Here is a 23,501-nt window from a genome sequence, read left to right on the forward strand (position 1 = left end):
CCGGGGTGTGAGCGCTGTCACTCTAACCGCTGCGGGTCCCTGATGTCCCGGAGCGCCGGGCCGTAGGGGCGGCCACTACGATCGGTGCGGTGAGCGACCTGAGCGGCCACCAGGGAACGTGGACCTTCGGCGCGGACGCGGTCCGCATCGACTACGCGGACCGCTGGCGGGTGCACCGCATGCTGCGGCTGCTCCGCCGGTGCGCCGTGCCCTATGCGGCCATCGCCGGGGTGGAGTTCCGGCCCGACGCGGGGCGCAGGCGGTGGAGCCTGTCCCTGCGCCTGGAGGAGGGGGCCGACCCCTTCGCCGAGAGCGCCCTGGGCGAGCAGGACCGCGGCGCCCCCTTCCGGCTCACCGGCCCGGCCGACTCCGTGCTCACCGCCGAGTACCAGGCCGACCAGCTGCGGGTCCTGGCCGAGGGCGCGCGGGTGGCCGGGCCTCGCCCCGACCCCGCCGAGGTGGCGCGGTCCCTGGTCCCGGCCCCGCCCTTCAAGGCCGTCTGCACGGAGGGCGAGGCGGTCGTCGACGGCGGCGAGGTCCGCCTGCGCTGGCAGCGCCCCCGCGGCAAGGAGAAGCGGCGCCTCGGCGGGCGGGTCCTGCCGCTCGACGGGCTGGTCCGCGCCGAATGGGTGCCGCCCGAGCCCTCGGGGTGGGCGGGGGTGCGGTTCGCCGTCGCAGGTGAGGACGCCTCCGGGGGCGGGATCCGCAAGGACCCCGCAGGGATGTGCACCCTGGACGGCGGCGAGCAGGCCCGGCTTCGGCTACTGGCCGCCGTGGTCAACGCCCACCTGCCGGGCGCGGCGGGCGCCGCCCGGGGAGCCGGTGGTAGAGAGGTGGGGACCCCCGGTGCGTCGGAGGCGCCCGCGCCGCACGGCGCGCCGCGCCCCGACCCCGAGGAGATCTCCCGGCGCATCCGCGAGCTCGCCCGCCTGCGCGACGACGGCCTCGTCACCGAGGAGGAGTTCGCCGCGAAGAAGGCCGAGCTGCTGGGGCGCCTGTAGCGCTCGACCACGAACGAAAGGCGGTCGCCGATGACCCTGCGGACCCTGTACCCCCCGATCACCCCCTACGACAGCGGGATGCTCGACGTGGGCGGCGGCGACAGCCTCTACTGGGAGCTGTCCGGCAACCCCGACGGCAAGCCGGCGGTCTTCCTGCACGGCGGCCCCGGCGGCGGCACCGGCCCCGACCACCGGCGCCTGTTCGACCCCGAGCGCTACCGGGTGCTCCTGTTCGACCAGCGCAACTGCGGCCGCAGCACCCCGCACGCCTCCGGCATGGACGTGGACCTGTCGGCCAACACCACGTGGAACCTGGTGGCCGACATCGAGCGGCTGCGCGAGATGGCCGGCGTGGACAGCTGGCTGGTCTTCGGCGGGTCCTGGGGCAGCGCGCTGGCCCTGGCCTACGCCGAGGAGCACCCCGAGCACGTCAGCGAGCTGGTCCTGCGCGGTATCTTCACGCTGCGCGACGACGAGCTGCAGTGGTTCTACCAGAACGGCGCGAGCCACCTCTTCCCCGACGTGTGGGAGAACTACCTGGCCCCCATCCCCGAGGAGGAGCGCGGCGACCTGATCGCCGCCTACGCCAGGAGGCTCAACCACCCGGACCGCAAGGTGCGCGTGGAGGCCGCGCGCGCCTGGAGCGTGTGGGAGGGGTCCACGGTCACGCTGCTGCCCGACGAGGCGGTGCGGGCCCAGCACGCCGAGGAGGACTACGCCCTGGCGTTCGCCCGCATCGAGAACCACTACTTCACCAACAAGGGGTTCTTCACCCCGGGACAGCTCATCGAGCGCGCCGACCGGCTGCGCGGCATCCCCGGCGTGATCGTGCAGGGGCGCTACGACGTGTGCACCCCGGCGCGGACCGCCTTCGACCTGCACCGGGCATGGCCGGAAGCGGACTTCCACGTCGTCGACGACGCGGGCCACGCCTTCAGCGAGCCGGGCATCCTGCACCGGCTGATCGAGGCGACCGACCGCTTCGCCGCGTCGTGACGCCGGTCCCGGGGCCGCGGCGGCGCGGCCCCGGGGGCGCGGACTAGGCTCGGGGCCACAATCCGCGCAAGGAGGCTCACGATGAAGGTCAAGGTCGACTACGACCTCTGCGAGAGCAACGCCGTCTGCATGGGGATCCTGCCCGAGGTGTTCGAGGTCCGCGACGACGACAACCTCTACATCCTGCAGGAGGAGCCGCCCGAAGAGCTCCGGCCCGAGCTGGAGGAGGCCGTCCGGATGTGCCCTAAGCAGGCGCTGAGCCTGGAGGACTAGGGCACCGACGGCCGCCGTCCGGTCGCGGCGCCCGGGGGCCGCGACCGGAGCGGGACGAGCGGTGCGGGGACGGGCGGCGCCCTACCGGCCGACGCCCGCGGCGGCCAGCGCGTCCTCCCAGGAGGTCGGCTCGGCCAGCAGGGGGCGGTAGCGCATCGTCTTGGGCGTGGACTTCAGCCCCAGCACTCCGATGAGCATGCCCTCGCGCCCGAAGAACGCCACGAACTTGCGCTCCTCGGGCGACCCGTGCACGAACTCCACACGGTCCGCCGGGGCGGCCTGCCCCAGCAGCTGGATCTTCCGCTTGTACTGGTCCGACCAGAAGTAGGGGACCGGCGTGTACTCCTCCGCGGCCCCCGCTCCGGCCAGCAGGTTGCGCGCGGCCACCGCGGCCTGCTCCCCGGCGTTGGTCCAGTGCTCCAGCCGCATCCGGCCTCCGTAGCGCGGGTGCGGGAAGTTCGCCAGGTCCCCGGCGGCGTACACGTTCGGCAGTGAGGTGCGCCCGCGCGCATCGCACAGCACGCCCCCGGCGCCGTCGGCGAGGGCGACCCCGGACCCCTCCAGCCACTCGGTGTTGAGGTCGACCCCCAGGCCACAGACCACGACCGGGGCCTCCACCGCCGAGCCGTCGGCCAGGCGGATCCGGCGCACGCGCCCGCCCTCGCCCTCGAACCCGCTCACCCCGACGCCCAAGCGCAGGTCCACGCCGTTGTCGCGGTGCAGGTCGGTCAGGACCCGCCCGACGCGCGGGTCGACGGCCCGGGTGAGCGGGGTGGGCGCGGCCTCGACCAGCACCACCTCCCGGCCGAGCGCCCGGGCGCTCGCCGCGACCTCGGCCCCGACGAACCCGGCCCCGACCACGGCGACGCGGTCGTGCCGCTCCAGGTCGGCCCGGACCTCCTCGGCGTCCTCCCGGGTGCGCAGCACGTGCACGCCGGCCAGGCCGGTGCCGGGGCGGCGCGCCCGCGCGCCGGTCGCGACCACCACGCCGTCGGCGCGCACCCGCGACCCGTCGTCCAGCTCCACCGCCCGCTCACCGGGCAGCAGCCGGGCGGCGCCGCGGCCCAGGCGCAGGTCGAGCCGGAGGGCGTCGAACGCCGCATCGTCGCGCAGGGCGATCCCCTTGGGCGAGGAGGTGCCGGTCAGCACCTCCTTGGACAGGGGCGGCCGCGAGTAGGGCCGGTGCTCCTCGGCCCCGATCAGCGTGACGCGGCCCTCGAAGCCGGCCTCGCGCAGGGATTCGGCGGCGTGCAGGCCGGCCATCCCCGCGCCTGCGATGACGACGTTGTCCATGGCTCCGCTCTCGGATCAGGGGGTGGTGGGGATCCCCGTCCAGGCTAGGGGCACGCACCCGCCGGAGCCGGCCCTCCGGCGCCCCGGCGCCCCGGCGCCCCGGTGCCCCGGCGCCCCGGCGCCCCGGTGCCCCGGCGCCCCGGTGCCCCGGCGCCCCGGAGGCCTGGGGCCCGGACGGGCCGCGGCTACAGGGGGCGGATCGCACCGACCGGCTCGCCGCCGCCGAGGATGTCGGAACTGAGCATGTCCGAAACGGGGGAGACGTCGGCGCCCAGCTCGCGCAGCGCGGTGAGCGCGACCATGGTGCGGGCGCGGGTCTCGGCGTCGCCGTCGGACACCTTGACGGCGACCGCGCGCCCCTCCCGGTCGGCCAGCACGATGACGCCTTCGGCGCCGATCTTGGAGACCAGGCCGGGCAGGCCGCGCATGAGGCGGGTGTCGGCCCGGCCCTCGCCGGCCACGTACTCGGGGTGGGCGCGCATGGCGGCGACCACGGCCGCCTCGGGGGTGCCCTCCGGGGCCAGCGCCATGGCCCGCACCCCGCGCGCCAGGCCCTCCAGCGAGACGGCCATCTGCGGGGCGCCGCAGCCGTCGACGGCGGTGTGCGCGACCGGCTCGCCGCACATGTCCTCGATGGTCTCGCGGACCAGGACCTGGAGTGGGTGGACGGGGTCGAGGTAGTCGGCGGTGCTCCAGCCCCGCACGGTGCACGCGGTGAGCATCGCGGCGTGCTTGCCCGAGCAGTTCATCAGCAGGCGGCTCGGCTCGCCGCCGGAGCGCAGCAGGGCGTCGCGGAAACGCCGCCCCATCGGCCAGTCGACCGGGCAGCGCAGGTCGTCGGGGGTGAGCCCGGCGTCGGCCAGCATCTTGCGGACGATGTCGGCGTGGATGTCCTGGCCGCTGTGGCTGCCGGCGGCCACGGCCAGCTCCGCCCCGGACAGGTCGGCCCCGGCGCGCAGCACGGCCAGCGCCTGGAAGGGCTTGGCGGCCGAGCGCGGGAACATCGGCGCGCCCACCGGTCCGCGCGCGTACCCGGTCCCGCCGTCCGGGGCGATGCCGACGACGGCGCCGTAGTGCACGCCTTCGCGGAAGCCGGAGCGCACGACCTCGGCGAGCGGCACGTATTCGGGCAGCGGGGACGACGGGTGGGACACCGGGCCTCCATTCACGACAAAGCTGGACAGACGGCTCAACGTTATGCGGCGCGGCTCTCTTCCCGCACCCGTCGCAGGCGTGCCGTAAGGTCGGGCAACGGCGCGGCCCGGCCGACCGGGGCCCGCGCCGGAACCGGTCGTACGGGGGAGGACGTGCCGCAGTGGCAGTGCTGGAGTGGTTGAGGGGCGGGCGCCCGCACACGCGCGGGGCGATCGCGCACGGGGCCCTGACCCGTGTGCGGGGCGGGGCCGCCCTGCCGGCGCGCGGCCTGGAGTACGCCGTCCTCGACGTGGAGACCACCGGGCTGGACCCGGCGCAGGGGGCGCGGGTGTGCGAGGTCGCGGTGGTGCGGATGCGCGGCGACGGCACCGTGCTGCGCGAGTTCAGCACCCTGGTCGACCCGGGCGCCCCGATCGCGGGGCGCGAGTTCCACGGCATCGCCGACGGCGACGTGGCGGGGGCGCCTCGGGCGGGCGCACTGGCCCGGGAGCTGGCGGGGCTGTTCTCGGACGCCGTGGTGGTCGGGCACAACCTGGACTTCGAGGCGGCCTTCCTCACCGGTGAGCTGGTCCCGGAGGGCTTGCCCGAAGGCGTTCCGGGGCTGTGCACCCTGCGTGCGCTTCGCTCCCAGCTCGATTTGGACCGCTACTCGCTGCCGCGGGCGAGCCTGGCGCTGAACGGGCACTGGCCCTCGGGGCAGCACACCGCCCTGGGCGACGCGCGCGCGTGCGCCCGCATCCTGGCCGAGATGCTGGCCACGGCGCCCGGAGAGCTGTACTACACCGGCCCCGCGCCGCGGGAGCTGGAAGTCGAGTCCCGGACCAACGGCGGGCCGGTCCGCCTCAAGAGCCGCACCCCGGCGAAGGGGCCGCTCCCCATGGCCACGGTGTGGCCCCGGAGGTGGCGCCCTCAGGAGCTGCCGACGGAGCTGTGCGGCGGGGCGTTCACCGGTTCCGACCGGGAGGCCGCTCTGAAGGCCGCCCGTGAGCGCGGCCTGCGCCGCGAGGCCATCGCGGGCGCCGCGGCACTGGCCGGCGCGGCCGCGGCCGCCGGCGCGGCCCGCACCCTCATGCGCGCCCTGCGCTGAACGGCGGGCCGGGGTCCGCGCGGAGGGCGGGACGGCCGGCGCCGGCCCCCGCGGGGCGACGGCGCAGCGGGTCGGACGACGGGCGCGCCGCCGCGCCGTCGTCGCAGGTGAAGGGGTTTCCTTCCGACTCTGGAGGCCCCGGTGGTGCCGCGCCACGGGGCACCGGGCGGGTCCTCGGGTGCGCCCGGCGGCCGGAGGGGCTCCTCCCTCGGCGCGGCGTGCCTGTCGTCCCGGACGGACGCGGATCCCCTTCCGTTCCGGCAGATTCCGGGAGAACGGAAGACACCACTCCGGCGGACACGGCCCATCGGACCCGTGCGGGGTCAGATCCCCGAGAGCGCCAGGAAGAAGGCGATGATCAGCGCGCTTCCGCCCACCGTGGTCAGGGTGGCGCGGCCGGCCTCGGTGAGGCGTGCGGGGAGCACGGCCACGGCCGGGAAGAAGCGGACGACTCGGTTGCTGACGGCGACGGCGATCAGCACGGCGCCGACGAAGAGGAGGGCGAGGGACACGTCGGGTCAGGCCTTCTACGACTGAGGGGAGGGGCTGAGGGGGTGCGCGCCCGATTGTTCCCCACGGGAAGGGCTCTGCGGGAGGGGGCAGAGGGGATGCGGCCGGTTATGGCCGGTCCCGAACCGCTCCGTTCCGCCCCGCGGCCGCTCCGTGCGCGGCCGCTCCGGCGGGGGCGCCGAGCGCGCGCAGGGTGAAGGAGGTCACCAGGGCGTGCGCCTCCTCCACCGAGGTCTCCCCGCGCAGGATGGGCACCCGCTGGGCCCCGATCATGGCCAGGACCAGCCGGGCCGTCGCGGTCACCGGCTGCTCGGCGAAGGCCCCTTCGGCGGTCCCGTGTCGCAGGACCTCCTCCAGCAGCTGCTGCATGGGCTCGACGTGGTCGGCGAGGCGCTGGTAGGCGTCCGGGCCGAGGCTGGCGCCGAGCTCGGCGGCCGGCGGGTGGGGGTGCTCGGCGATCGCCTCCAGCTGGAAGCGGACGAACACCGAGAGCCGGTCGGTGGGCGCCGGGACGCTGTGCAGCTCGGACCGGTACCGCTCCAGGAAGCCGGCGGTGGCCTCTTCGGCGAAGGCCAGGAGCAGGGCCGCCTTGTCCGGGAAGTAGTTGTACAGGGCCGTCCGGGTGATGCCCGCCCGCGCCGCGACCTCGGTCATGGAGATGTCGTCGATGCCCTCGGTCCGGGTCAGCTCGGCGACCGCGTCCAGGATGCGCCCGCGCGTCTGGGCCCGGTGTGCGGCGATGGTCGGCGCGGAGATCTTGGGCATGCCCCCATGGTCGCACGCCCCGGCGCGGGGGAGTCGGTGAAGAGGAGCGGGACGGGAGGGCACGGCGCCCGCGGAGCGTGGGCGGGGCCGACGGCGCCGACGGTGCGGGAGGGGCCGTTCCCGCCCGGTCCCGTCCCGGACCGGGCACGACGGCGGGTACGCCGAACGGCGGTGCGCGGAGAGGTCCGGGCTGCGGCCGGCGGGGCGTCCGCAGGGCCGGGGCCCGTGGCGGCTCCCGGCGGCTCCGGGGGTGCACCGGAGGACCGGGGTGGCGGCGGAGCCGTCCTCACCGTCGCCACCCCGGGGTGCCGGGGCGGGGGCCGCCACCGCGGGCGCCTTCGCGCGGGGCGCTCAGGCCGCCAGGCCGGCCGCGTGGCGGCGGCCGAGATCGGCGAGGACCTCGGTGTTGAGCTGGTAGGCCAGGCCCGTTTCGCGGATCACCGACCGGCGCGCGGTCTCGTCCAGGTCCAGGGCGTCGAGCCGGGCGCGGTAGGCGTCCTTGAACCTCGGCAGGCTGCCCAGAGCGGAGAAGTCGTAGAACGCGGTCCCGGCGCCGTCCGCCAGGCCGTAGGCCGTCGCCGCGACCTTGCGGATGAACTGGCCGCCGGAGACGTCGCCCATGTAGCGGGTGTAGTGGTGCGCCACATAGCCGGCCGGGTGGTCGGCCATCTGCCGGATGCGGGCCGTGTAGGTGGCGGTGGGCGGGGTGGGCGCGATCTCCTGGGCCCAGCCGGGGCCGTAGAGCAGGGCGAGGTCGCGTTCCAGGGCCTCCACCCGGAACAGGGCGGGGTCGACGAACGGCCCGGCCACCGGGTCGTCGGCCAGCGCGCGGCCGACCTCCTCCAGGGCGGTGTAGGCGAAGTAGTGCTGGGCGGTCATCGCGGCGTAGCCGTCCACCGGAAGCGCGCCGTCGAGCAGGGCGCGGGTGAACCCGTGCTGCTCGGCCTCGCCGTGCGCCTGCCAGGTGGCGGCCTTGAGCCGCTCGGAGAAGCGCCCGTCCTCCACTGGTCCCCCTCCCTCCCGGCGCCGCCCGGCGCCGGTCGCGGGCGGTGGATCCGCCCGGCTTTCTGACATCATGTCAGCACGATGACGACGGGTGTCAAGACCGTTATGACGCACTGTCGTATAACTCTCGGCGGATTCTCAGGGGCCCCGGTCGGCGGGTGCGGCCGGAGCGGGGCGGCGGCGGGGCGGTGGCCGGTATCCTTGCCCGGGACGGGGGAGCAGACCTGGCGAAACGGGAGGAACCGGAAGAGTCGGCCGCGGAAGAGGGGAACGAGACGCGGCAGACCGTGCGTTAGCACGTGCAGTGGCGGCCTGCGAGGCGGGGACACTATCGTTTGTCTGCCGCGACGAGGGGCGGCTGAGAATGCCAGTGAATCAGGACTTGGGGCAGTGACCGTGACGCGATCCGAACCCGCGAGGCCGGCCGACGCCGACGCCTCCGCCTCGGCGTCCCCGGTCGCCTCGGTCGACGTCCTGCTGGTCGAGGACGACGCCCAGGACGCCTTCCTCGTCGAGGAGCTCCTCGCCGAAACCGACCTGGACTGCCGCATCACCTGGGTGCGCACCTACGCCGAGGCGCGCCGCGAGCTGCCCCGCTTCCGCGGGTGCGTGCTGCTCGACCTCAACCTGCCCGACGCCGACGGCATGCCGCTGCTGCGCACGGTGCTGGACACCGCCCGCTCGGCCGCCGTAGTGGTGCTCACCGGCCTGGACGACGAGCACGAGGGCGTGGCCGCGGTCGCCGCCGGCGCCCAGGACTACCTGGTCAAGGGCCAGGTCGACGGCTCCCTGCTGGCGCGCAGCCTGCGCTACTCGGTCGAGCGCCAGCGCGCCGACGAGAACGCCCGCCAGCTCCGCGAGGCCGAGCTCTACGCCCGCGAGAACATGCGCCTGGAGCGGGGCCTGCTCCCCCAGGTGCTGCTGGACGCCTCGCCCCTGTCGCACCGCACCTTCTACCGGCCCGGCCGCAAGCGCGCGCTGGTCGGCGGCGACTTCTACGACGCCGTGGAGAAGGACGGGACCACGCACGTCATCGTCGGCGACGTCAGCGGCCACGGCCCCGACGAGGCCGCGCTGGGCGTGCAGCTGCGCATCGCCTGGCGCGCCCTGGTCATGGGCGGGGTCGACGAGGACCGCCTGCTGCCCTCGCTGGAGCAGATCCTCATCAGCGAGCGCACCCAGGAGGAGATGTACGCCACCCTGTGCCAGGTCAGCCTGGACACCGGGGACGAGAGCGCCCGCATCCGGCTGTTCGGCCACCCGCCGCCGCTGGTCATCACCGACGGCAAGGTCGCCGAGGTCGAGGCCTCCCCGCACCCGCCGCTGGGGGTCTTCCCCGAGTCCGAGACCGAGGTCGAGCAGTTCGCGCTCCCGCGCGGCGCCACGCTGATGCTCTACACCGACGGCCTGGTCGACGCCTACGACGGCGGTCCTCCCGGCCGCTTGGAGGTGGCGGGCCTGCGCCGCATCCTCTCCGGTGTCCTGGAGGCCGGGACCTCCGTGGTCGACGTGCCCGAGCGGGTCGTCGACGAGGCCGAGCGGCACAACGGCGGGCCGCTGCAGGACGACGTGGCCATGCTGCTGGTCACCCATGGGAGCACCCGTTGAGACCCTGGACACTGAGGAGGCGGGTCACCGTCCTCCTCGCCTTCGTCGCCGCGCTCCTCGTCGCGGCCGTGTCGTTCATCACCTTCGCCGCGTTCACCGCCCGCGACTCGCTGGACCGGCAGGTGGACGAGCTGTCCCCGGCCCAGGCCGCGGTGCAGCAGGTGATGTCGGCCTACCTGAACATGGACAACGGGCTGCGCGGCTACGCGCTCACCGGGAACGAGGACTTCCTGAGCCCGTACCAGCAGGGGCGCAACACGGTCCGCGAGAACGAGGCCACCCTGGAGTCCGTGGCCGGGGACAACGAGGAGATCCAGGCCGCGGTCAACGACGTCCTGGCGGCCGGTGAGGCCTGGGACCGCGACTTCGCCGAGCCCACCCTGGCCAAGGTGCGCGCCGGGGAGGAGGTCGACACCGAGGCCTTCAGCCTGGGGCGCGAGCGGTTCGGCCAGCTGCGGGAGGCCGCCGAGACCGCCGAGGAGCGCATCGACGACGAGATCTCCCAGGCCCGCACCGGGCTGAGCTACGCCACCCAGCAGGTGGTGGCGCTGCTGGTGCTGGTCGGCTTCGTCGTGGTCATGCTCGCGGTGTTCCTGTGGGTGATGCTGCAGCACTGGGTGCTGCGCCCGCTCGACGAGCTGGCCGGACACCTGCAACAGGTCTCCGAGGGGTACTACGCGCACCGCATCGAGCTGCACGGCCCGCCCGAGATCACCAGGGTGGGGCGGGACGTCGACGCCATGCGCGAGCGCATCGTCAGCGACCTGCACGAGGTGGGCGCCGCCCGGCGCAAGCTGCAGGAGCAGTCCGAGCTGCTGGAGCACCAGGCCGATGAGCTGCGCCGGTCCAACATGGAGCTGGAGCAGTTCGCCTACGTCGCCTCCCACGACCTGCAGGAGCCGCTGCGCAAGGTGGCCAGTTTCTGCCAGCTGCTGCAGCGCCGCTACAAGGGGCAGCTGGACGAGCGGGCCGACTCCTACATCGACTTCGCGGTCGAGGGCGCCAAGCGGATGCAGACCCTCATCAACGACCTGCTGGCCTTCTCCCGGGTGGGCCGCACCAAGAACTTCGCGCCGGTCGACCTGAACCAGGCCCTGGAGGACGCCCTCAACAGCCTGGAGACCCGGCTGGACGAGGCCGGAGCGGTGGTCACCGGCCAGGACCTGCCCACCGTGGAGGGCGACCGCACCCTGCTCACCCAGGTCTTCTTCAACCTGGTGGGCAACGCGGTGAAGTTCCGCGGCGAGAACGACGCCCGGGTGGACGTCAGCGTCCGCCGCGAGGGCGACGAGTGGGTCTTCTGCTGCGCCGACAACGGCATCGGGATCGACCCGCAGTACGCCGAGCGGATCTTCGTGATCTTCCAGCGGCTGCACACCCGTGACAAGTACGGGGGCACCGGGATCGGCCTGGCGATGTGCAAGAAGATCATCGAGTTCCACGGCGGCCGGATCTGGCTGGCCACCGGCGACGAGGAGCCGGGCACCCGCATATGCTGGTCCCTGCCCGCGGTGCCGGAGCAGAGCCGGGCCCAGGACGGGCCCGCGGCCGGCGCCGGGCAAGACGGGGACCCGCAGGACGCGGAGGACCCCGCGCAGGCCGCGGAGGCGGAGGCCGCCCCGGAGGATCCCGGGACGCAGGCCTCCGAGGAGGAGGACCGCCCCGACGGGCGTGCCTCCCGCATCCGGGCGGGCGGCGGGGAGCCGCCCGCCGGCGACGGGCCCGACGGCCCGCCGTCCCGCGGCGGCGGATCCGAGGACGGTGACGGTGGCGGACCGGCCGCGGAGGGCGCGCCCTCTCCGGCAGGGGACCGCCGCGACGGGGACGAGGTCTGAAGACGATGAGCGAGGTCACTTTGGTGCAACCCATAGAGGTGCTGCTGGTCGAAGACGACCCCGGCGACGTCCTCATGACCAAGGAGGCGTTCGAGGAGCACAAGGTCGGCAACCGCCTGCACGTCGTCTCCGACGGTGTCGAGGCGCTGCGCTTCCTGCGCCGCGAGGGCGAGTACGCCGACGCTCCCCGCCCGCACCTGATCCTGCTCGACCTCAACCTGCCCCGCAAGGACGGCCGCGAGGTGCTGGAGGAGGTCAAGGGCGACGAGTCGCTCGCGCACATCCCGATCGTCGTGCTGACCACCTCCGAGGCCGAGGAGGACATCCTGCGCAGCTACCGCCTGCACGCCAACGCCTATGTGGCCAAACCGGTGGACTTCGAACAGTTCATCCAGGTGGTCCGGCAGATCGATGACTTCTTCGTCACCGTGGTGCGGCTGCCCAAGGGCTGATCTGCAATACGGTGGTGCCATGAGCTTGCCCGAACCGCGCCGCAGCGCCGGGCCCTACCGCATCAGCGTGGTGTGCCTCGGCAACATCTGCCGCTCTCCGATGGCCGAGAAGGTGCTCACCGCCGACCTGGACCGCGCAGGCATCGCCGGGAAGGTCGACGTGGAGAGCGCGGGCACCGGAAGCTGGCACATCGGGTCGGGGATGGACGAGCGCGCCGCCGCCACGCTGCGGGTGCACGGCTACCCCACCGACCACGTCGCCCGGCGCTTCGACCCGCGCCGGTTCGACGAGTTCGACCTGGTGCTGGCCATGGACACCGACAACCTGGACGATCTGCACCGGGCGGCCCCCGACGAGCAGGCCCGCTCCCGGCTGGCGCTGTTCCGCTCCTTCGCGCCGGGGACCGGCCCCCACCCGGAGGTGCCCGACCCCTACTACGGCGGAGAGGACGGCTTCACCGCGGTCCTGACCATGGTCGAGTCCGCGGCCAAGGGGCTCACCGGCGAGCTGGCGGCCCTGCTGGGCGACGCCGGGCCGCGCTAGGGGGCGGCGTGGACACGCTCACCGCCCGCGTGCGGGACCTGACCGGCCGCGAGACCGTCCGCGCCGTGCCGCTGGGCCGTTCGCACGCCTGGGAGATCTACCGGGTCGAGGCCGCCGACGGCACCCGGCTCTTCGTCAAGGCCCTCTCGGAGCAGGAGGCCGGGGACTTCCCCGGGCTGCTGGAGTCCGAGGCGCTGGGGCTCGCCTGGCTGGGGCGGGCCTTCGGCTCGCCCGCCGGCCAGGTCGAGGGCTGGGACGCGCGCACCCTGGCCCTGCGCTGGATCGACGAGCGCCCGGCGTCGCCGGAGGCCGCCGAGCGGTTCGGCCACCAGCTCGCCTCCATGCACCTGGCCGGGGCCGAGGGGTTCGGCGCCGACCGGGACGGCTACATCGGCCCGCTTCCGCTGGACAACACCCGCGACGCCACCTGGCCGGAGTTCTACGCCCGCCGCCGCCTGGAGCCGTTCCTGCGCCGCGCCGCCGACCGCGGGGCGCTCACCCCGGCCGACGTGCGCACCGTGGAGAAGGTCATCGACCAGGTGGAGGACCTGGCGGGGGAGCCCGAGCCGCCCGCCCGGGTGCACGGCGACCTGTGGAGCGGCAACGTCATCTGGCAGGACGACGGGGCCGCGGTGGTGGACCCCTCGGCGCACGGCGGGCACCGCGAGGGCGACCTGGCGATGCTGGCGCTGTTCGGCCTGCCCCACCTGGACCGGGTGCGGGACGCCTACAACGAGGCGGCGCCCATGGCGGCCGGCTGGCGCGGCCGGATCCCGCTCCACCAGCTGTACCCGCTGCTGGTGCACGTCAGCCTGTTCGGCGCGGCCTACCGCACGACCACCATGGAGGCGGCCCGCGCGGCCCTGAAGGGCTGAGCCGGGGCGGAGGCACCGGAGCGGTGCAGGGCCCTGCCCGAGGACGGCCGACGGCACGCGGTACCGCGGTCGGCTTCCCTGCACGCACCGAGAGCGGCCGCCGGCCGCGGGACGCCATGCTGCGCTCAAAAGGGCCGAACGTCTCGGGAGTGAGCGGAATGATGATTCCGCCGGGCTTGTGAAGGATGCGGTACTCGTTGGCGCCGCCGGACTTTGCGCCGCCTCGCCTCCCCCCCCCGGGTCGGCGGCCGCTGCCCACGCGAGCGCGAGCATGCTCCCGTGCACCCCGAGCCAGCCCACCGAGGCGACCACGTGCACGCTGAGCGCCGCCTTGCGCCACCCCGGCGGCAGCCGCCGGGCGCGCAGGGCGTCCGACGGCCGGACCGGGGCCGTCCCGGCGGTCACCTCCGTCCCTTCGGGGACTGGCCGGGGTCCCAGTTGAGCGCGCTCGCGCGCTCCATGAACTCCTCGACCGTGATGTCGCCCTTGGCGAACCGCTCGGCCAGCACCCGGCGGGCGGCGGTCTCGGGCGGTTCGGGGGCGTGGCCGGCCCACGGCGGGCGGTGGCCCTTGGCGCGCATCGTCAGGAAGGCCCCGAGGGCGATCAGCAGGAGAAGCAGGCACAGCACGGCGGCTCCCAGGAACGGTGCGGACGGCGGCGGGCCGGCCCAGGGCGGGCCGTGCGCCGCCGCGGCGGTCGCGGTGAATGCGGTCGTGTTCATGGCCCCACGGTGCGCCTGCGCGCGCGTCGCGCTCGTCGCCCGCGGCGCGTCATCGCGGGTACGCACCGGGAACGACGCGCTCTACGCTCTGCGGCCGATGCCCGGCGGGGCCGCCGAGGGCTAACGTCGCAGGCGTGATGCCCTTCCTCGAACGCGTCCGCGCCGCATTCGGCCCCGGCGCCGGCCGCAAGCTCGCCCTCGACGCCCCGCTGGGCCTGCTGGTGGGCGCCGCCGGGACGGTGGCGCTGGGCGCCAAGGCCTCCGGACCCCCGCCGGGGCACGGCCGCGGGCCGGAGCCGCCGCAGGGGTTCACCCCGGGCGGGCCGGAACCGGGCGGCCCCCGCCCGGGGCCCGGGTGGGACCCCCCGTGGCAGGGCGGTTTCGACCTGCCCGCCCTGCCGCTGGCGTGCGTGGCGGTGGTCGCCGCCTGCGTCGTGCTGCGCCGGGTCTGGCCGCGCTCGGGCTTCGCCGTCTCCGCCCTGGCCACCGCGGCCTTCGTCGCCGCCACCGGGTTCCACGGCGCGGTGCTGGCCGGGACGCTGCTCAACCTGTACACCATGGCCTCGCGCATGGCGCTCCGGGAATGGCTGCCCTGGACCGCGTTCGGGCTGCCGGTGCTGCTCGCCCTGAACCTGGACGAGCCCTACCTGGGCCTCCTGCAGACCGGGACCTACCTGGTCTTCATCCCGTACCTGGCGATGATGCTGGCGGCCGCCGCGCTGGGGGCGACCGTGCGCGGGCGCAGGGAGAGCCGCCGCCGGGAGCACGAGCAGGCGCTGCGCCGCTCGGCCTATGAGGAGCGGCTGCGCATCGCCCGGGAGGTGCACGACGTCGTCGGGCACAGTCTCTCGGTGATCAGCATGCAGGCCGGGGTGGCCATGCACGTGCTGGAGAAGCGCCCCGACCGGGTCCGCGAGTCGCTGGACGCGATCCGGCGCACCAGCAAGGACGCCCTGGACGAGCTGCGCGGGACCCTGGAGGTGTTCCGGGAGGGCGCCCCCGCCGGCGGCGGGCGGGACGGGGACGCCGCGGAGGGGGCGGAGGGCGCGGAGGGTTCCGAGCGGGCCCCGCTGCCCGGACTGGACCGGGTGGGCGAGCTCGCCGCCGGGATGGAGTCGGCCGGGGTGCGGGTGGAGGTGCACACTGTGGGGGAGTCCTCGGTGCCTCCGGCCGCGGTGGACCACGCCGCCTACCGGATCGTGCAGGAGGCGCTGACCAACGTGGCACGGCACGCCCCCGGGGCGTCCGCGTCGGTACGGATCGCCTACGAGCGCGGGGAGGTCGCGGTGGAGATCGAGGACGACGGGCCGCGCATCGCCGGTCCCGGTCCCCGTGAGGGCAGCGGGATCGCCGGGATGCGCGAGCGCGCGCGGGCCGTCGGCGGCAATCTGCACGCCGGCCCCCGGAGCGCGGGCGGGTTCGCCGTCCGGGCCCGTCTCCCCCTGGGCGCCTTGCGGAGCGGTCGGTGAGCGGCGCGGCAGGGGGCGCGGAGGCGGCGGGCGGCCCGGTGCGGGTGGTCCTGGCCGACGACCAGGCGCTGGTGCGCATGGGGCTCCGGGTGCTCATCGAGGAGGAGGACGGCCTGGAGGTGGCCGGGGAGGCCGCCGACGGGCGGGAGGCGGTCGACCTGGCCCGGCGGGTCCGCCCCGACGTGCTGCTGATGGACGTGCGCATGCCGGAGGTGGACGGCATCCGGGCGCTGAAGGAGATCGCCTCCGACCCGGAGCTGTCCGGCACCCGCGTGGTGGTGCTGACCACCTTCGAACTGGACGAGTACGTGTTCGAGGCGCTGCGCGCCGGTGCGGCGGGCTTCCTGATCAAAGACAGCCCGCCCGAGGAGCTGCTGCGCGCGATCCGGCTGGCGGCCGAAGGAGGGTCGCTGCTCTCGCCCTCGGTGACCCGCCGGGTCATCTCCGCCTTCACCTCCAGTGCCCCCGCCGGCGGCGGCCCGCGCCCCGACCTGGGCGGCCTGACCGAGCGGGAGCGGGAGGTGCTCGCCCTGGTCGGGGAGGGCTTGAGCAACGGGGAGATCGCCGAGCGGCTGTTCGTCAGCCCGGCCACCGCCCGCACCCACGTCAGCCGGACCATGGTCAAGCTGCACGCCCGCGACCGGGCGCAGCTGGTCGTCATCGCCTACCGGTCGGGGCTGGTGCGCTGAGGAGGGAGGCGCCGCCGGACGCTGCTCCGGCGGTCCCTTCCGCGGTGCCCGCAGGCGTCCGTGCCGGTCGGCTCCCGGCCGTCCCGGCCCTTGGTGCCCATCGCCCCCCCCGGTGCCCATCGCCCCGGAGGAACGGCCGTCCGGGGCACGGGCCTCGCCGCGGCGGCCGCCTCCAAGGGCACGGTCCCGGCCGGCCTCAGCCCTTCATGCTTCCGGCCAGCAGGCCGCGGGCGAAGTAGCGCTGGAGCGAGAAGAAGACCAGCAGCGGGACGACCATCGACACGAACGCCCCGGCGGTCAGCCGCTGCCACTCGTTCCCGCGGGTCCCGGCCAGCTCGGCCAGGCGCACCGTCAGCGGGGCGACGTCGATGCTGCCGCCCGCGAAGATCAGCGCGACCAGCAGGTCGTTCCACACCCACAGGAACTGGAAGATGGCCAGCGACACCAGGGCCGGGACGGTCAGCGGCAGCACGATCCGCCGGAAGACGACGCCGTGCCCGGCGCCGTCGGCCCGGGCCGCCTCGATGATGCTCGACGGCAGCCGGGAGATGAAGTTGTGCATCAGGAAGATGCCCAGCGGCAGGCCGAACATGGTGTGGGCGATCCACACGTTGGTGAACTGGAAGGCGCCGGGCAGGTCCAGCGGCGGCACGAGGGTGGCGCCGCCGACCGCCACCCCCTCGGAGAACAGCCGCAGCAGCGGCACCAGCGACATCTGCAGCGGCACGATCTGCAGCGCGAACACCCCGATGAACAGCCAGTCGCGGCCGGGGAAGCGCATCCAGGCCAGGGCGTAGGCGGCCAGCGCGGCCAGCAGCACCACGAACACCATCGTGGGCACCGTGATCACGAAGGAGTTGACGAAGTGGCTGGCCAGCCGTCCGTCGCTGGCGCTGCCGAAGAGCACGTCGCCGTAGTTGCGCAGGGTCACCTCGGGGTCGCCGAAGAACGTCCACCAGCCGGTGGTCTTGATCTGCTCCTCGGGCCGGAAGGAGGAGACGAGCAGCCCGGCGGTGGGCAGCGTCCACAGCACGGCGATGGCGATCGCCGCGGCGCTGCCGGCCGCGCCGGACAGCCGGCGCCGCACCCGGGAGGCCGAGGTCGTGCGGGGCGGGGTCACAGTGCCTCCCTGGTGCGCCGGGTGCTGCGGATCTGGATCAGCACGAGCGGGACCACCAGCACGAACAGGAACACCGCCAGTGCCGAGCCCTGCCCCAGCTCCCCGTACCGGAACGCCTGGTTGTACATCTCGTTGGCGATGACGGAGGTGGAGAACTGCCCGCCGGTGACCGTGCGGACGATGTCGAACACCTTCAGGGTCTGCACCGAGATGGTGATGAGCACGACCGCCACCGTCGGCCAGATCATCGGCAGGGTGACCCGCCAGAACAGCTGGAGGGCGGTGACCCCGTCGATGCGGGCGGCCTCGACGATGTCGGTCGGGATCGCCTTGATCGCCGCGGACAGGATCACCATCGCGAACCCGGCCTGGATCCAGATCAGGACGACGATCAGCAGCAGCGTGTTCAGCGGCTGGTCGAGCAGCCACATCCGGGGCTCGCCCCCGGCCAGGGTCCACAGCTGGTTGAGCAGCCCGATCTGGTCGGAGCCGGCCGGGCGGTGGGCGTAGACGAACTTCCAGATGATGCTCGCCCCGACGAAGGAGATCGCCATCGGCATGAACAGCAGCGACTTGGCCACCGACTCATAGCGCGTGCGGTCCACCAGCACCGCGTACACCAGTCCGGTGGCGGTGGCCAGCGCCGGGGCGATGAGCACCCAGAGCAGGGTGTTGCGCAGCACCACCAGGATCTCGGGGCGGGTGAACATCCACATGTAGTTGCGCAGCCCCACCCACGCCTGCCCGGGGCCGTCCATGAAGGACAGCACGGTGGTGCGCAGCACCGGGTAGACCAGCCCCACCAGCAGGAGCAGGGCCGCCGGGCCGAGGAAGCAGGCCGCCTGCCACCACTCCCGGCGGGTCTTGGGGCCGCGGTCCACCACGACCAGCAGGACCCCGAACACGGCCAGGAACCCCGCGACCCCGATGACCAGCCAGAGCAGCTTGGGCAGCTCGGAGAGTACGTCGAAACCCATCGCGCCGACCGCTCTCCTAATCGTCCCAGGACTTCTCGATGTAGGTGAGCGTCTCCTCGGTGCCCTTGCCGTTGATCCAGTCGGTCATGCCGCGCCAGAAGGTGCCCGCGCCGACCGCGGCGGGCATGTTGTCGCCGCCGTCCCAGCGGAAGACCACCTCGGGGTCGCGGAGCAGCTCGGCGGAGAGCCGGTCGATGGGGTTCTCCAGCAGCTCCAGGTCGGCGTCGCGGTGCGCGGAGAACCAGCGGCCCAGGGAGGCGCGGCTGTCGGCGAACTCCACCGTGGCCAGGTACTCCTGCACGGCCACCACCTCGGGGCGGTCGGCGAAGGCCGCGGCGAACTCGCCGCCCCCGACGATCGGGGTGCCGACCTGCTCGTCGATGGCGGGCAGGTTGAAGGCGTAGATGTCGCCGTCCTCGGAGATGTCGGTGTCCTCGGGCCAGTTGGCGGCGTAGAAGGAGCCCATCATGTACATGCCGCACTCGCCGTCGTTCACCGGCAGCCCGGCGTCCTGCTGGGAGGTGGTGGCGATGGACTTCACGCCGCCGTGGCCGCCGTTGACGTAGTCGGGGTTGCGCAGGATGCCGTCCACCCTCTCGAGGGCGTCGACGATGCGCTCGTCGTCGAAGGGGATCTCGTGCTCGACCCACTGGTCGTAGACCTCGGGCCCGTGCTCGCGCAGGACCGCGTTCTCCAGCCAGTCGGTGGCCGGCCAGCCGGTGGCCTCGCCGGACTCGATCCCGGCGCACCAGGGCTTCATCCCGTCCTCGGCCATGGCGTCGGACAGGTCGGTCATCCCGTCCCAGCTCTGCGGGGTCTCGTAGCCGTTCTCGGAGAACACCGCGGGCGAGTACCACACCAGCGACTTGACGTTGGAGGCCTGCGGGGTGCCGTACAGCTCGCCGTCGTGCTCGACGTAGGACAGCCAGTCCTCGCTCCAGCCCTCCTCCGCCAGGCCGGCGGCGCCCTCGGGCAGCGGCAGCGCGTCGCCGGAGTCCACGAACCGGGCGAGCAGGCCGGGCTGGGGGAAGATCGCGATGTCGGGGGCGTTGCCGCCGTCCACCCGGACCTGGATCTGCGCCTCGAAGTCGCCGCTGCCCTCGTAGGCGATCTCGATCCCGGTGCAGTCGCTGAACTCCTGCCAGGCCTGCCGGAGCCGCTCGCCCTCCTCCTCGCGGATGGGGCCGTACATCTCCACGGTTCCGCCGATGTCCTGCCACTGGGCGTAGGGCTCGCAGGCGGCCGATCCGGGGTCGGCGCCGCCGCCCTGCTCCCCGGCGAGGTAGCCGCAGCCGGAGGCCAGCAGGGCCAGGGGCAGCAGGGCGGCTCCGGCCGCCCGGGCGGATCTGCGCGCGGCCGCCGGGGCCGGGCGGCGCGCGGGCGGGGACGTCGTCGTCGGGGTCGGGGCCATGCAGCACCTCCATGGACGCCCGGAACTGGTATAGACCGGGACCCCTGATCCAAGTCGCCGTAGACCCCGATGTCCAGAGCGGGGCCGGTTCCTGTCCGCAACGGTTCAGTTACGGTGCAGGTCGGGCGGGGTGTGGGGGAGTGGTGCGGGTCACACTCATCGGATGATCCTTTTGTGGTCGGTCGACCGCATACCGAGCGTGGCGCGGGCGGGGGATGGCGCCGCCCCTCAGGGAAGAGCGCGGAGGCGCCGCCGGTTCACCGGGGTGTGCGCCGGTCTCCGCGCGGCCGCTCGGGTGATCGCTCACGGCGAACACGCACCCGGGAAGAAAACCGGACTCCTGTTTATTGAGTGATAGTGACTCAACAAGGAGGGTCCGATGACTGAAGCGCAGACCGGCGTCACCCTGCCGGTGCTCCCCCTCGACGACGACGTCGTGCTCCCCGGCATGGTCGTGCCGGTGGACATCTCCGATTCGGAGGTCCGCGCCGCCATCGACGCCGCGCGCGCCGGACACGACGACGGCGCCCAGGTCCCCGGTATCCGCTCCCAGAGCAAGCCGCGGGTGCTGATCGTTCCGCGCATCGACGGAACCCACACCGGGACCGGCACGGTGGCCGTCGTCGAGCAGGTGGGCCGCACGCCCCAGGGCGATCCCGCCGCCGTGCTCCGCGGAACCGGCCGCGCACGCGTCGGCAGCGGAACCACCGGCCCCGGCGCGGCGCTGTGGGTGTCGGCCGAGGTCCACACCGACGAGGCGCCTGAGGGCGGCTACCCCGGCAAGGTGACCGAGCTGGCCCGCGAGTACAAGGGCCTGGCCGCCTCCTACCTGCAGAAGCGGGGCGCCTGGCAGGCCATCGACACCATCCAGCAGACCGACGACCCGGCCCGGCTGGCCGACCGCGGCGGCTACTCCCCCTTCCTGACCACCGACCAGAAGCTGGCGCTGCTGGAGACCTACGACGTCGCCGAGCGGCTGCGCCGGCTGACCGAGTGGACCCGCGAGGCGCTGGCCGAGCTGGACGTGGCCGAGACCATCGACAAGGACGTCCAGGAGGGCGTCGACAAGCAGCAGCGCGAGTTCCTGCTGCGGCGCCAGATGGAGGCCATCCGCAAGGAGCTCAACGAGCTCGACGGGCGGCCCGGCAGCGAGGAGGACGACTACCGCGAGCGCGTCGAGGCCGCCGACCTGCCCGACCACGTCCGCAAGGCCGCGCTCGAGGAGGTCGACAAGCTGGAGCGCGCCGGGGACTCCTCGCCCGAGTCCGGGTGGATCCGCACCTGGCTGGACACCGTCCTCGACATGCCGTGGAACGAGCGCACCGACGACTCCTACGACATCGCCGGGGCGCGCGGCGTCCTGGACGACGACCACACCGGCCTCGACGACGTCAAGGAGCGCATCACCGAGTACCTGGCGGTGCGCAAGCGCCGCGAGGAGCGCGGGATGGGCGTGGTCGGCGGTCGGCGCAGCGGCGCCGTCCTGGCCCTGGTCGGCCCGCCCGGCGTCGGCAAGACCTCGCTGGGCGAGTCGGTGGCCCGCGCCATGGGCCGCACCTTCACCCGGGTGGCGCTGGGCGGCGTGCGCGACGAGGCCGAGATCCGCGGCCACCGGCGCACCTACGTGGGCGCCATGCCCGGCCGCATCGTGCGGGCGATCCGCGAGTCCGGCTCGATGAACCCCGTGGTGCTGCTCGACGAGATCGACAAGGTCGGCGCCGACTTCCGCGGCGACCCCACCTCCGCGCTGCTGGAGGTGCTCGACCCGGCGCAGAACCACACCTTCCGCGACCACTACCTGGAGGTCGACCTCGACCTGTCGGACGTGGTCTTCCTGGCCACCGCCAACACCCTGGAGACCATCCCCGGGCCGCTGCTGGACCGGATGGAACTGGTGGAGCTGGACGGCTACACCGAGCGGGAGAAGGTCTCCATCGCCCGGGACCACCTGCTGCCCCGGCAGCTGGACAAGGCCGGGCTCGACGGCGGCGAGGTCGCCTTCGAGGACGGGGCGCTGCGCCGGCTGGCGGCCGAGTACACCCGCGAGGCGGGGGTGCGCGGCCTGGAGCGGTCCATCGCCCGCGTGCTGCGCAAGATCGCCGCGCAGGACGCCCTGGAGGGGGAGCGGCTGCCGGTGGCCGTCGGTGCCGAGGACCTGACCGGCTACCTCGGGCGGCCCCGGCACACCCCGGAGTCGGCCGAGCGCACCTCGGTCCCGGGGGTGGCCACCGGGCTGGCCGTCACCGGCGCCGGCGGGGACGTTCTCTTCGTCGAGGCCTCCCTGGCCGACCCCGAGTCCGGGGCGGGCGGGGTCACCCTGACCGGGCAGCTCGGCGACGTGATGAAGGAGTCGGCCCAGATCGCCCTGTCCTACCTGCGCTCGCGCGGCGCGGAGCTGGAGCTGCCGGTGGGCGACCTGAAGGACCGCGGCGTGCACGTCCACGTCCCGGCCGGGTCCATCCCCAAGGACGGCCCCAGCGCGGGCGTGACCATGACCACGGCGCTGGCCTCCCTGTTGTCGGGCCGTCCGGCGCGCTCCGACGTGGCCATGACCGGCGAGGTCTCGCTGACCGGGCGGGTGCTGCCCATCGGCGGGGTCAAGCAGAAGCTGCTGGCGGCGCACCGGGCGGGCATCACCACGGTGCTCATCCCGGCGCGCAACGAGCCCGACCTGGACGAGGTCCCCGACGACGTCCTCGCGGAGCTCGACGTCCACCCCGTGGCCGACGTCCGCGAGGTGCTGCGCCTGGCCCTGGAGCCCGCCGCGACCGCTGAGGAGGCCCACTCGGTGGCGGCCTGACCGCGCCGCAGGGGCGGACCGCCGAGAACGGGGCCGCCGCCCGCGCAGGGCGGCGGCCCCTCGGCGTCCGTCAGGGGTCCTTGTAGATCGAATGGTCGCCGATGCGGCGCCAGACGAGGAGGGGCTCCCCGTCCTCGTCCTTCTCGAGGTGGAAGGTGGCCCGGCCGTCGGGCCCACTGAAACTCCAGGTGAGCGTATAGATTTCCCGCCGACGGAGTCGGTGGATGCGGAGGCGGACCGGCCACGGCGGGTCACCCGTCAGAGCGCCGGCCTTGAGGGCGGGGAGGAAGTGCTCGTGCACGGCCCGGCGGAACTGGGCCCGATGCTGTTCCGGAAGGCGGAGGAACTGGCGCTCGAAGGTACTCGACGTACGGAACTTCACCCGGTTTCCTCGGGGCCGTGCTCCGCCACTTTCTCGAGGTGGGCGAGGAACTCCTCCTCGTTCTGGAAGGTCGTGTAGCGGCCGGCCGCGAGGTCCTCTTCGGCCTCCTGTTCGGCGGCCTGGCTTTCCGGGCTCCAGAACCAGGCGTCGTCCGGGTGGACCGCGACACGGGGCCGGAGCACGATCTCGCCCTCGCGCTCGATGTACTCGACGACCGCGTCGGGGTTGTCGAGCTCCAATGCCGCCCACACCTCGGACGGCACGGTGAGTGCGTGGCCGGAGGGGGAGACGCTGCCGAACCCGATGCGCTTGTCCATGTCTTCACGGTAACCGCGATCGTCCGGATCGAGCAGTACGGACATCGCTCTCCTTCGTCTCGCTTCTTCAAGGACGGCAGGACACTAGCGGTCCGGCACACGGGGTGTCCGGCGTTCGCGGAATCCGGACGGAGCCTGTTCACAGCACTGCGTCCTCTTCCCCGCGGAGCATGGAGGCCCGGGAGCGGCCCCGGCGCGTCGACGGCCGCATCCGG

Annotated in this window: 23 protein-coding genes; 12 read left to right on the top strand and 11 right to left on the bottom strand. The window is 74.2% G+C overall.

The window, feature by feature from the left end; genetic code table 11:
- Positions 1-89 precede the first annotated feature (89 nt).
- The 3 genes from C892_RS0108075 to C892_RS0108085 all read left to right on the top strand — a co-directional run bounded on the left by C892_RS0108075 (position 90) and on the right by C892_RS0108085 (position 2,270).
- Positions 90-1,001, top strand: coding sequence for a DUF4429 domain-containing protein (locus tag C892_RS0108075; protein WP_017556786.1), 912 nt, complete (start codon positions 90-92; stop codon positions 999-1,001).
- Positions 1,002-1,037: 36 nt separating this feature from the next.
- A complete protein-coding gene (pip, locus tag C892_RS0108080) occupies positions 1,038-1,997 on the top strand; it encodes a prolyl aminopeptidase (protein ID WP_026124217.1) in 960 nt (319 codons plus the stop codon).
- 81 nt (positions 1,998-2,078) lie between these two features.
- Positions 2,079-2,270 (top strand): ferredoxin, encoded by a 192-nt coding sequence (locus C892_RS0108085; protein WP_017539986.1) that lies wholly within the window; start codon positions 2,079-2,081, stop codon positions 2,268-2,270.
- An 81-nt stretch (positions 2,271-2,351) separates the two neighbouring features.
- Here C892_RS0108085 and C892_RS0108090 read toward each other — a convergent pair whose 3' ends face one another.
- Positions 2,352-3,563, bottom strand: coding sequence for an NAD(P)/FAD-dependent oxidoreductase (locus C892_RS0108090; RefSeq protein WP_017556788.1), 1,212 nt, complete (start codon positions 3,561-3,563; stop codon positions 2,352-2,354).
- Positions 3,564-3,748: 185 nt separating this feature from the next.
- Complete coding sequence (locus tag C892_RS0108095) at positions 3,749-4,717, bottom strand: asparaginase (protein WP_017556789.1); 969 nt, start codon at positions 4,715-4,717, stop codon at positions 3,749-3,751.
- Between the two features lie 167 nt (positions 4,718-4,884).
- Here C892_RS0108095 and C892_RS0108100 point away from each other — a divergent pair, with 167 nt between their 5' ends.
- Positions 4,885-5,805, top strand: a complete 921-nt coding sequence (locus tag C892_RS0108100) for a 3'-5' exonuclease (protein ID WP_017556790.1) — start codon at positions 4,885-4,887, stop codon at positions 5,803-5,805.
- Positions 5,806-6,128: 323 nt separating this feature from the next.
- Here the strand turns inward: C892_RS0108100 and C892_RS0108105 are convergent, their stop codons facing one another.
- The 3 genes from C892_RS0108105 to C892_RS0108115 all read right to left on the bottom strand — a co-directional run bounded on the left by C892_RS0108105 (position 6,129) and on the right by C892_RS0108115 (position 8,085).
- Positions 6,129-6,317: a hypothetical protein gene (locus tag C892_RS0108105; RefSeq protein ID WP_017539990.1), complete on the bottom strand. Its 189-nt coding sequence runs from the start codon at positions 6,315-6,317 to the stop codon at positions 6,129-6,131.
- 106 nt (positions 6,318-6,423) lie between these two features.
- Entirely contained in the window at positions 6,424-7,080 is a 657-nt protein-coding gene (locus C892_RS0108110; protein ID WP_017556791.1) for a TetR/AcrR family transcriptional regulator, read from the bottom strand.
- Positions 7,081-7,431: 351 nt separating this feature from the next.
- Positions 7,432-8,085 (bottom strand): biliverdin-producing heme oxygenase, encoded by a 654-nt coding sequence (locus C892_RS0108115; protein WP_017556792.1) that lies wholly within the window; start codon positions 8,083-8,085, stop codon positions 7,432-7,434.
- Positions 8,086-8,481: 396 nt separating this feature from the next.
- Here C892_RS0108115 and C892_RS0108120 point away from each other — a divergent pair, with 396 nt between their 5' ends.
- From C892_RS0108120 to C892_RS0108140, 5 genes are read left to right on the top strand one after another with little or no spacing between them, the layout of a single operon-like run.
- Positions 8,482-9,693, top strand: coding sequence for a PP2C family protein-serine/threonine phosphatase (locus tag C892_RS0108120; protein WP_394296669.1), 1,212 nt, complete (start codon positions 8,482-8,484; stop codon positions 9,691-9,693).
- Positions 9,690-11,528 carry a sensor histidine kinase gene (locus tag C892_RS0108125; RefSeq protein WP_017539994.1) on the top strand — a complete coding sequence of 613 codons (1,839 nt, stop codon included), beginning with the start codon at positions 9,690-9,692 and terminating at the stop codon, positions 11,526-11,528. The genes C892_RS0108120 and C892_RS0108125 overlap by 4 nt, the downstream gene beginning before the upstream one ends.
- A 5-nt stretch (positions 11,529-11,533) precedes the next feature.
- Positions 11,534-11,980 (top strand): response regulator, encoded by a 447-nt coding sequence (locus C892_RS0108130; protein WP_026124219.1) that lies wholly within the window; start codon positions 11,534-11,536, stop codon positions 11,978-11,980.
- Positions 11,981-11,999: 19 nt separating this feature from the next.
- A complete protein-coding gene (locus tag C892_RS0108135; protein WP_017539996.1) occupies positions 12,000-12,524 on the top strand; it encodes a low molecular weight protein-tyrosine-phosphatase in 525 nt (174 codons plus the stop codon).
- A gap of 8 nt (positions 12,525-12,532) precedes the next feature.
- On the top strand, positions 12,533-13,399 hold the full coding sequence (locus C892_RS0108140; protein ID WP_017539997.1) for a fructosamine kinase family protein: 867 nt from the start codon (positions 12,533-12,535) through the stop codon (positions 13,397-13,399).
- 401 nt (positions 13,400-13,800) lie between these two features.
- Here C892_RS0108140 and C892_RS0108145 read toward each other — a convergent pair whose 3' ends face one another.
- Positions 13,801-14,121 carry an SHOCT domain-containing protein gene (locus tag C892_RS0108145; RefSeq protein ID WP_017556793.1) on the bottom strand — a complete coding sequence of 107 codons (321 nt, stop codon included), beginning with the start codon at positions 14,119-14,121 and terminating at the stop codon, positions 13,801-13,803.
- 137 nt (positions 14,122-14,258) lie between these two features.
- Here C892_RS0108145 and C892_RS0108150 point away from each other — a divergent pair, with 137 nt between their 5' ends.
- On the top strand, positions 14,259-15,590 hold the full coding sequence (locus C892_RS0108150; protein WP_017556794.1) for a sensor histidine kinase: 1,332 nt from the start codon (positions 14,259-14,261) through the stop codon (positions 15,588-15,590).
- Positions 15,587-16,279, top strand: a complete 693-nt coding sequence (locus C892_RS0108155) for a response regulator transcription factor (RefSeq protein WP_017556795.1) — start codon at positions 15,587-15,589, stop codon at positions 16,277-16,279. Before C892_RS0108150 ends, C892_RS0108155 begins: the two co-directional genes overlap by 4 nt.
- Before the next feature lie 196 nt (positions 16,280-16,475).
- Here the strand turns inward: C892_RS0108155 and C892_RS0108160 are convergent, their stop codons facing one another.
- Genes C892_RS0108160 through C892_RS0108170 form a run of 3 tightly spaced genes read right to left on the bottom strand, consistent with a single transcriptional unit; the run spans position 16,476 to position 19,787 of the window.
- Positions 16,476-17,399 carry a carbohydrate ABC transporter permease gene (locus C892_RS0108160; protein WP_017540015.1) on the bottom strand — a complete coding sequence of 308 codons (924 nt, stop codon included), beginning with the start codon at positions 17,397-17,399 and terminating at the stop codon, positions 16,476-16,478.
- Positions 17,396-18,376, bottom strand: a complete 981-nt coding sequence (locus tag C892_RS0108165) for a carbohydrate ABC transporter permease (RefSeq protein ID WP_017556796.1) — start codon at positions 18,374-18,376, stop codon at positions 17,396-17,398. The genes C892_RS0108160 and C892_RS0108165 overlap by 4 nt, the downstream gene beginning before the upstream one ends.
- A gap of 16 nt (positions 18,377-18,392) precedes the next feature.
- Positions 18,393-19,787: an ABC transporter substrate-binding protein gene (locus C892_RS0108170; RefSeq protein WP_017556797.1), complete on the bottom strand. Its 1,395-nt coding sequence runs from the start codon at positions 19,785-19,787 to the stop codon at positions 18,393-18,395.
- A gap of 379 nt (positions 19,788-20,166) precedes the next feature.
- Between C892_RS0108170 and lon the strand changes: the two genes are divergently transcribed.
- Complete coding sequence (lon, locus tag C892_RS0108175; RefSeq protein WP_017556798.1) at positions 20,167-22,587, top strand: endopeptidase La; 2,421 nt, start codon at positions 20,167-20,169, stop codon at positions 22,585-22,587.
- Positions 22,588-22,657: 70 nt separating this feature from the next.
- Here lon and C892_RS0108180 read toward each other — a convergent pair whose 3' ends face one another.
- The gene (locus tag C892_RS0108180) at positions 22,658-22,969 is read right to left on the bottom strand and encodes a hypothetical protein (RefSeq protein ID WP_017556799.1); all 312 of its coding nucleotides are present in this window, start codon (positions 22,967-22,969) and stop codon (positions 22,658-22,660) included.
- Complete coding sequence (locus C892_RS0108185; protein ID WP_239647308.1) at positions 22,966-23,286, bottom strand: hypothetical protein; 321 nt, start codon at positions 23,284-23,286, stop codon at positions 22,966-22,968. The genes C892_RS0108180 and C892_RS0108185 overlap by 4 nt, the downstream gene beginning before the upstream one ends.
- Positions 23,287-23,501: the final 215 nt, after the last annotated feature.

It is taken from the genome of Nocardiopsis baichengensis YIM 90130 (genome assembly GCF_000341205.1).
Classification (GTDB): Bacteria; Actinomycetota; Actinomycetes; order Streptosporangiales; family Streptosporangiaceae; genus Nocardiopsis_A; species Nocardiopsis_A halophila.

Excerpts from the sequence above, each read along its gene's own strand:
- C892_RS0108145 (WP_017556793.1), bottom strand. The coding sequence starts at position 14,121 with ATGAACACGACCGCATTCACCGCGACCGCCGCGGCGGCGCACGGCCCG.
- C892_RS0108185 (WP_239647308.1), bottom strand. The coding sequence starts at position 23,286 with ATGGACAAGCGCATCGGGTTCGGCAGCGTCTCCCCCTCCGGCCACGCA.
- lon (WP_017556798.1), top strand. The coding sequence starts at position 20,167 with ATGACTGAAGCGCAGACCGGCGTCACCCTGCCGGTGCTCCCCCTCGAC.
- C892_RS0108130 (WP_026124219.1), top strand. The coding sequence starts at position 11,534 with ATGAGCGAGGTCACTTTGGTGCAACCCATAGAGGTGCTGCTGGTCGAA.
- C892_RS0108090 (WP_017556788.1), bottom strand. The coding sequence starts at position 3,563 with ATGGACAACGTCGTCATCGCAGGCGCGGGGATGGCCGGCCTGCACGCC.
- C892_RS0108150 (WP_017556794.1), top strand. The coding sequence starts at position 14,259 with ATGCCCTTCCTCGAACGCGTCCGCGCCGCATTCGGCCCCGGCGCCGGC.
- C892_RS0108135 (WP_017539996.1), top strand. The coding sequence starts at position 12,000 with ATGAGCTTGCCCGAACCGCGCCGCAGCGCCGGGCCCTACCGCATCAGC.
- C892_RS0108085 (WP_017539986.1), top strand. The coding sequence starts at position 2,079 with ATGAAGGTCAAGGTCGACTACGACCTCTGCGAGAGCAACGCCGTCTGC.
- C892_RS0108170 (WP_017556797.1), bottom strand. The coding sequence starts at position 19,787 with ATGGCCCCGACCCCGACGACGACGTCCCCGCCCGCGCGCCGCCCGGCC.
- C892_RS0108165 (WP_017556796.1), bottom strand. The coding sequence starts at position 18,376 with ATGGGTTTCGACGTACTCTCCGAGCTGCCCAAGCTGCTCTGGCTGGTC.
- C892_RS0108110 (WP_017556791.1), bottom strand. The coding sequence starts at position 7,080 with ATGCCCAAGATCTCCGCGCCGACCATCGCCGCACACCGGGCCCAGACG.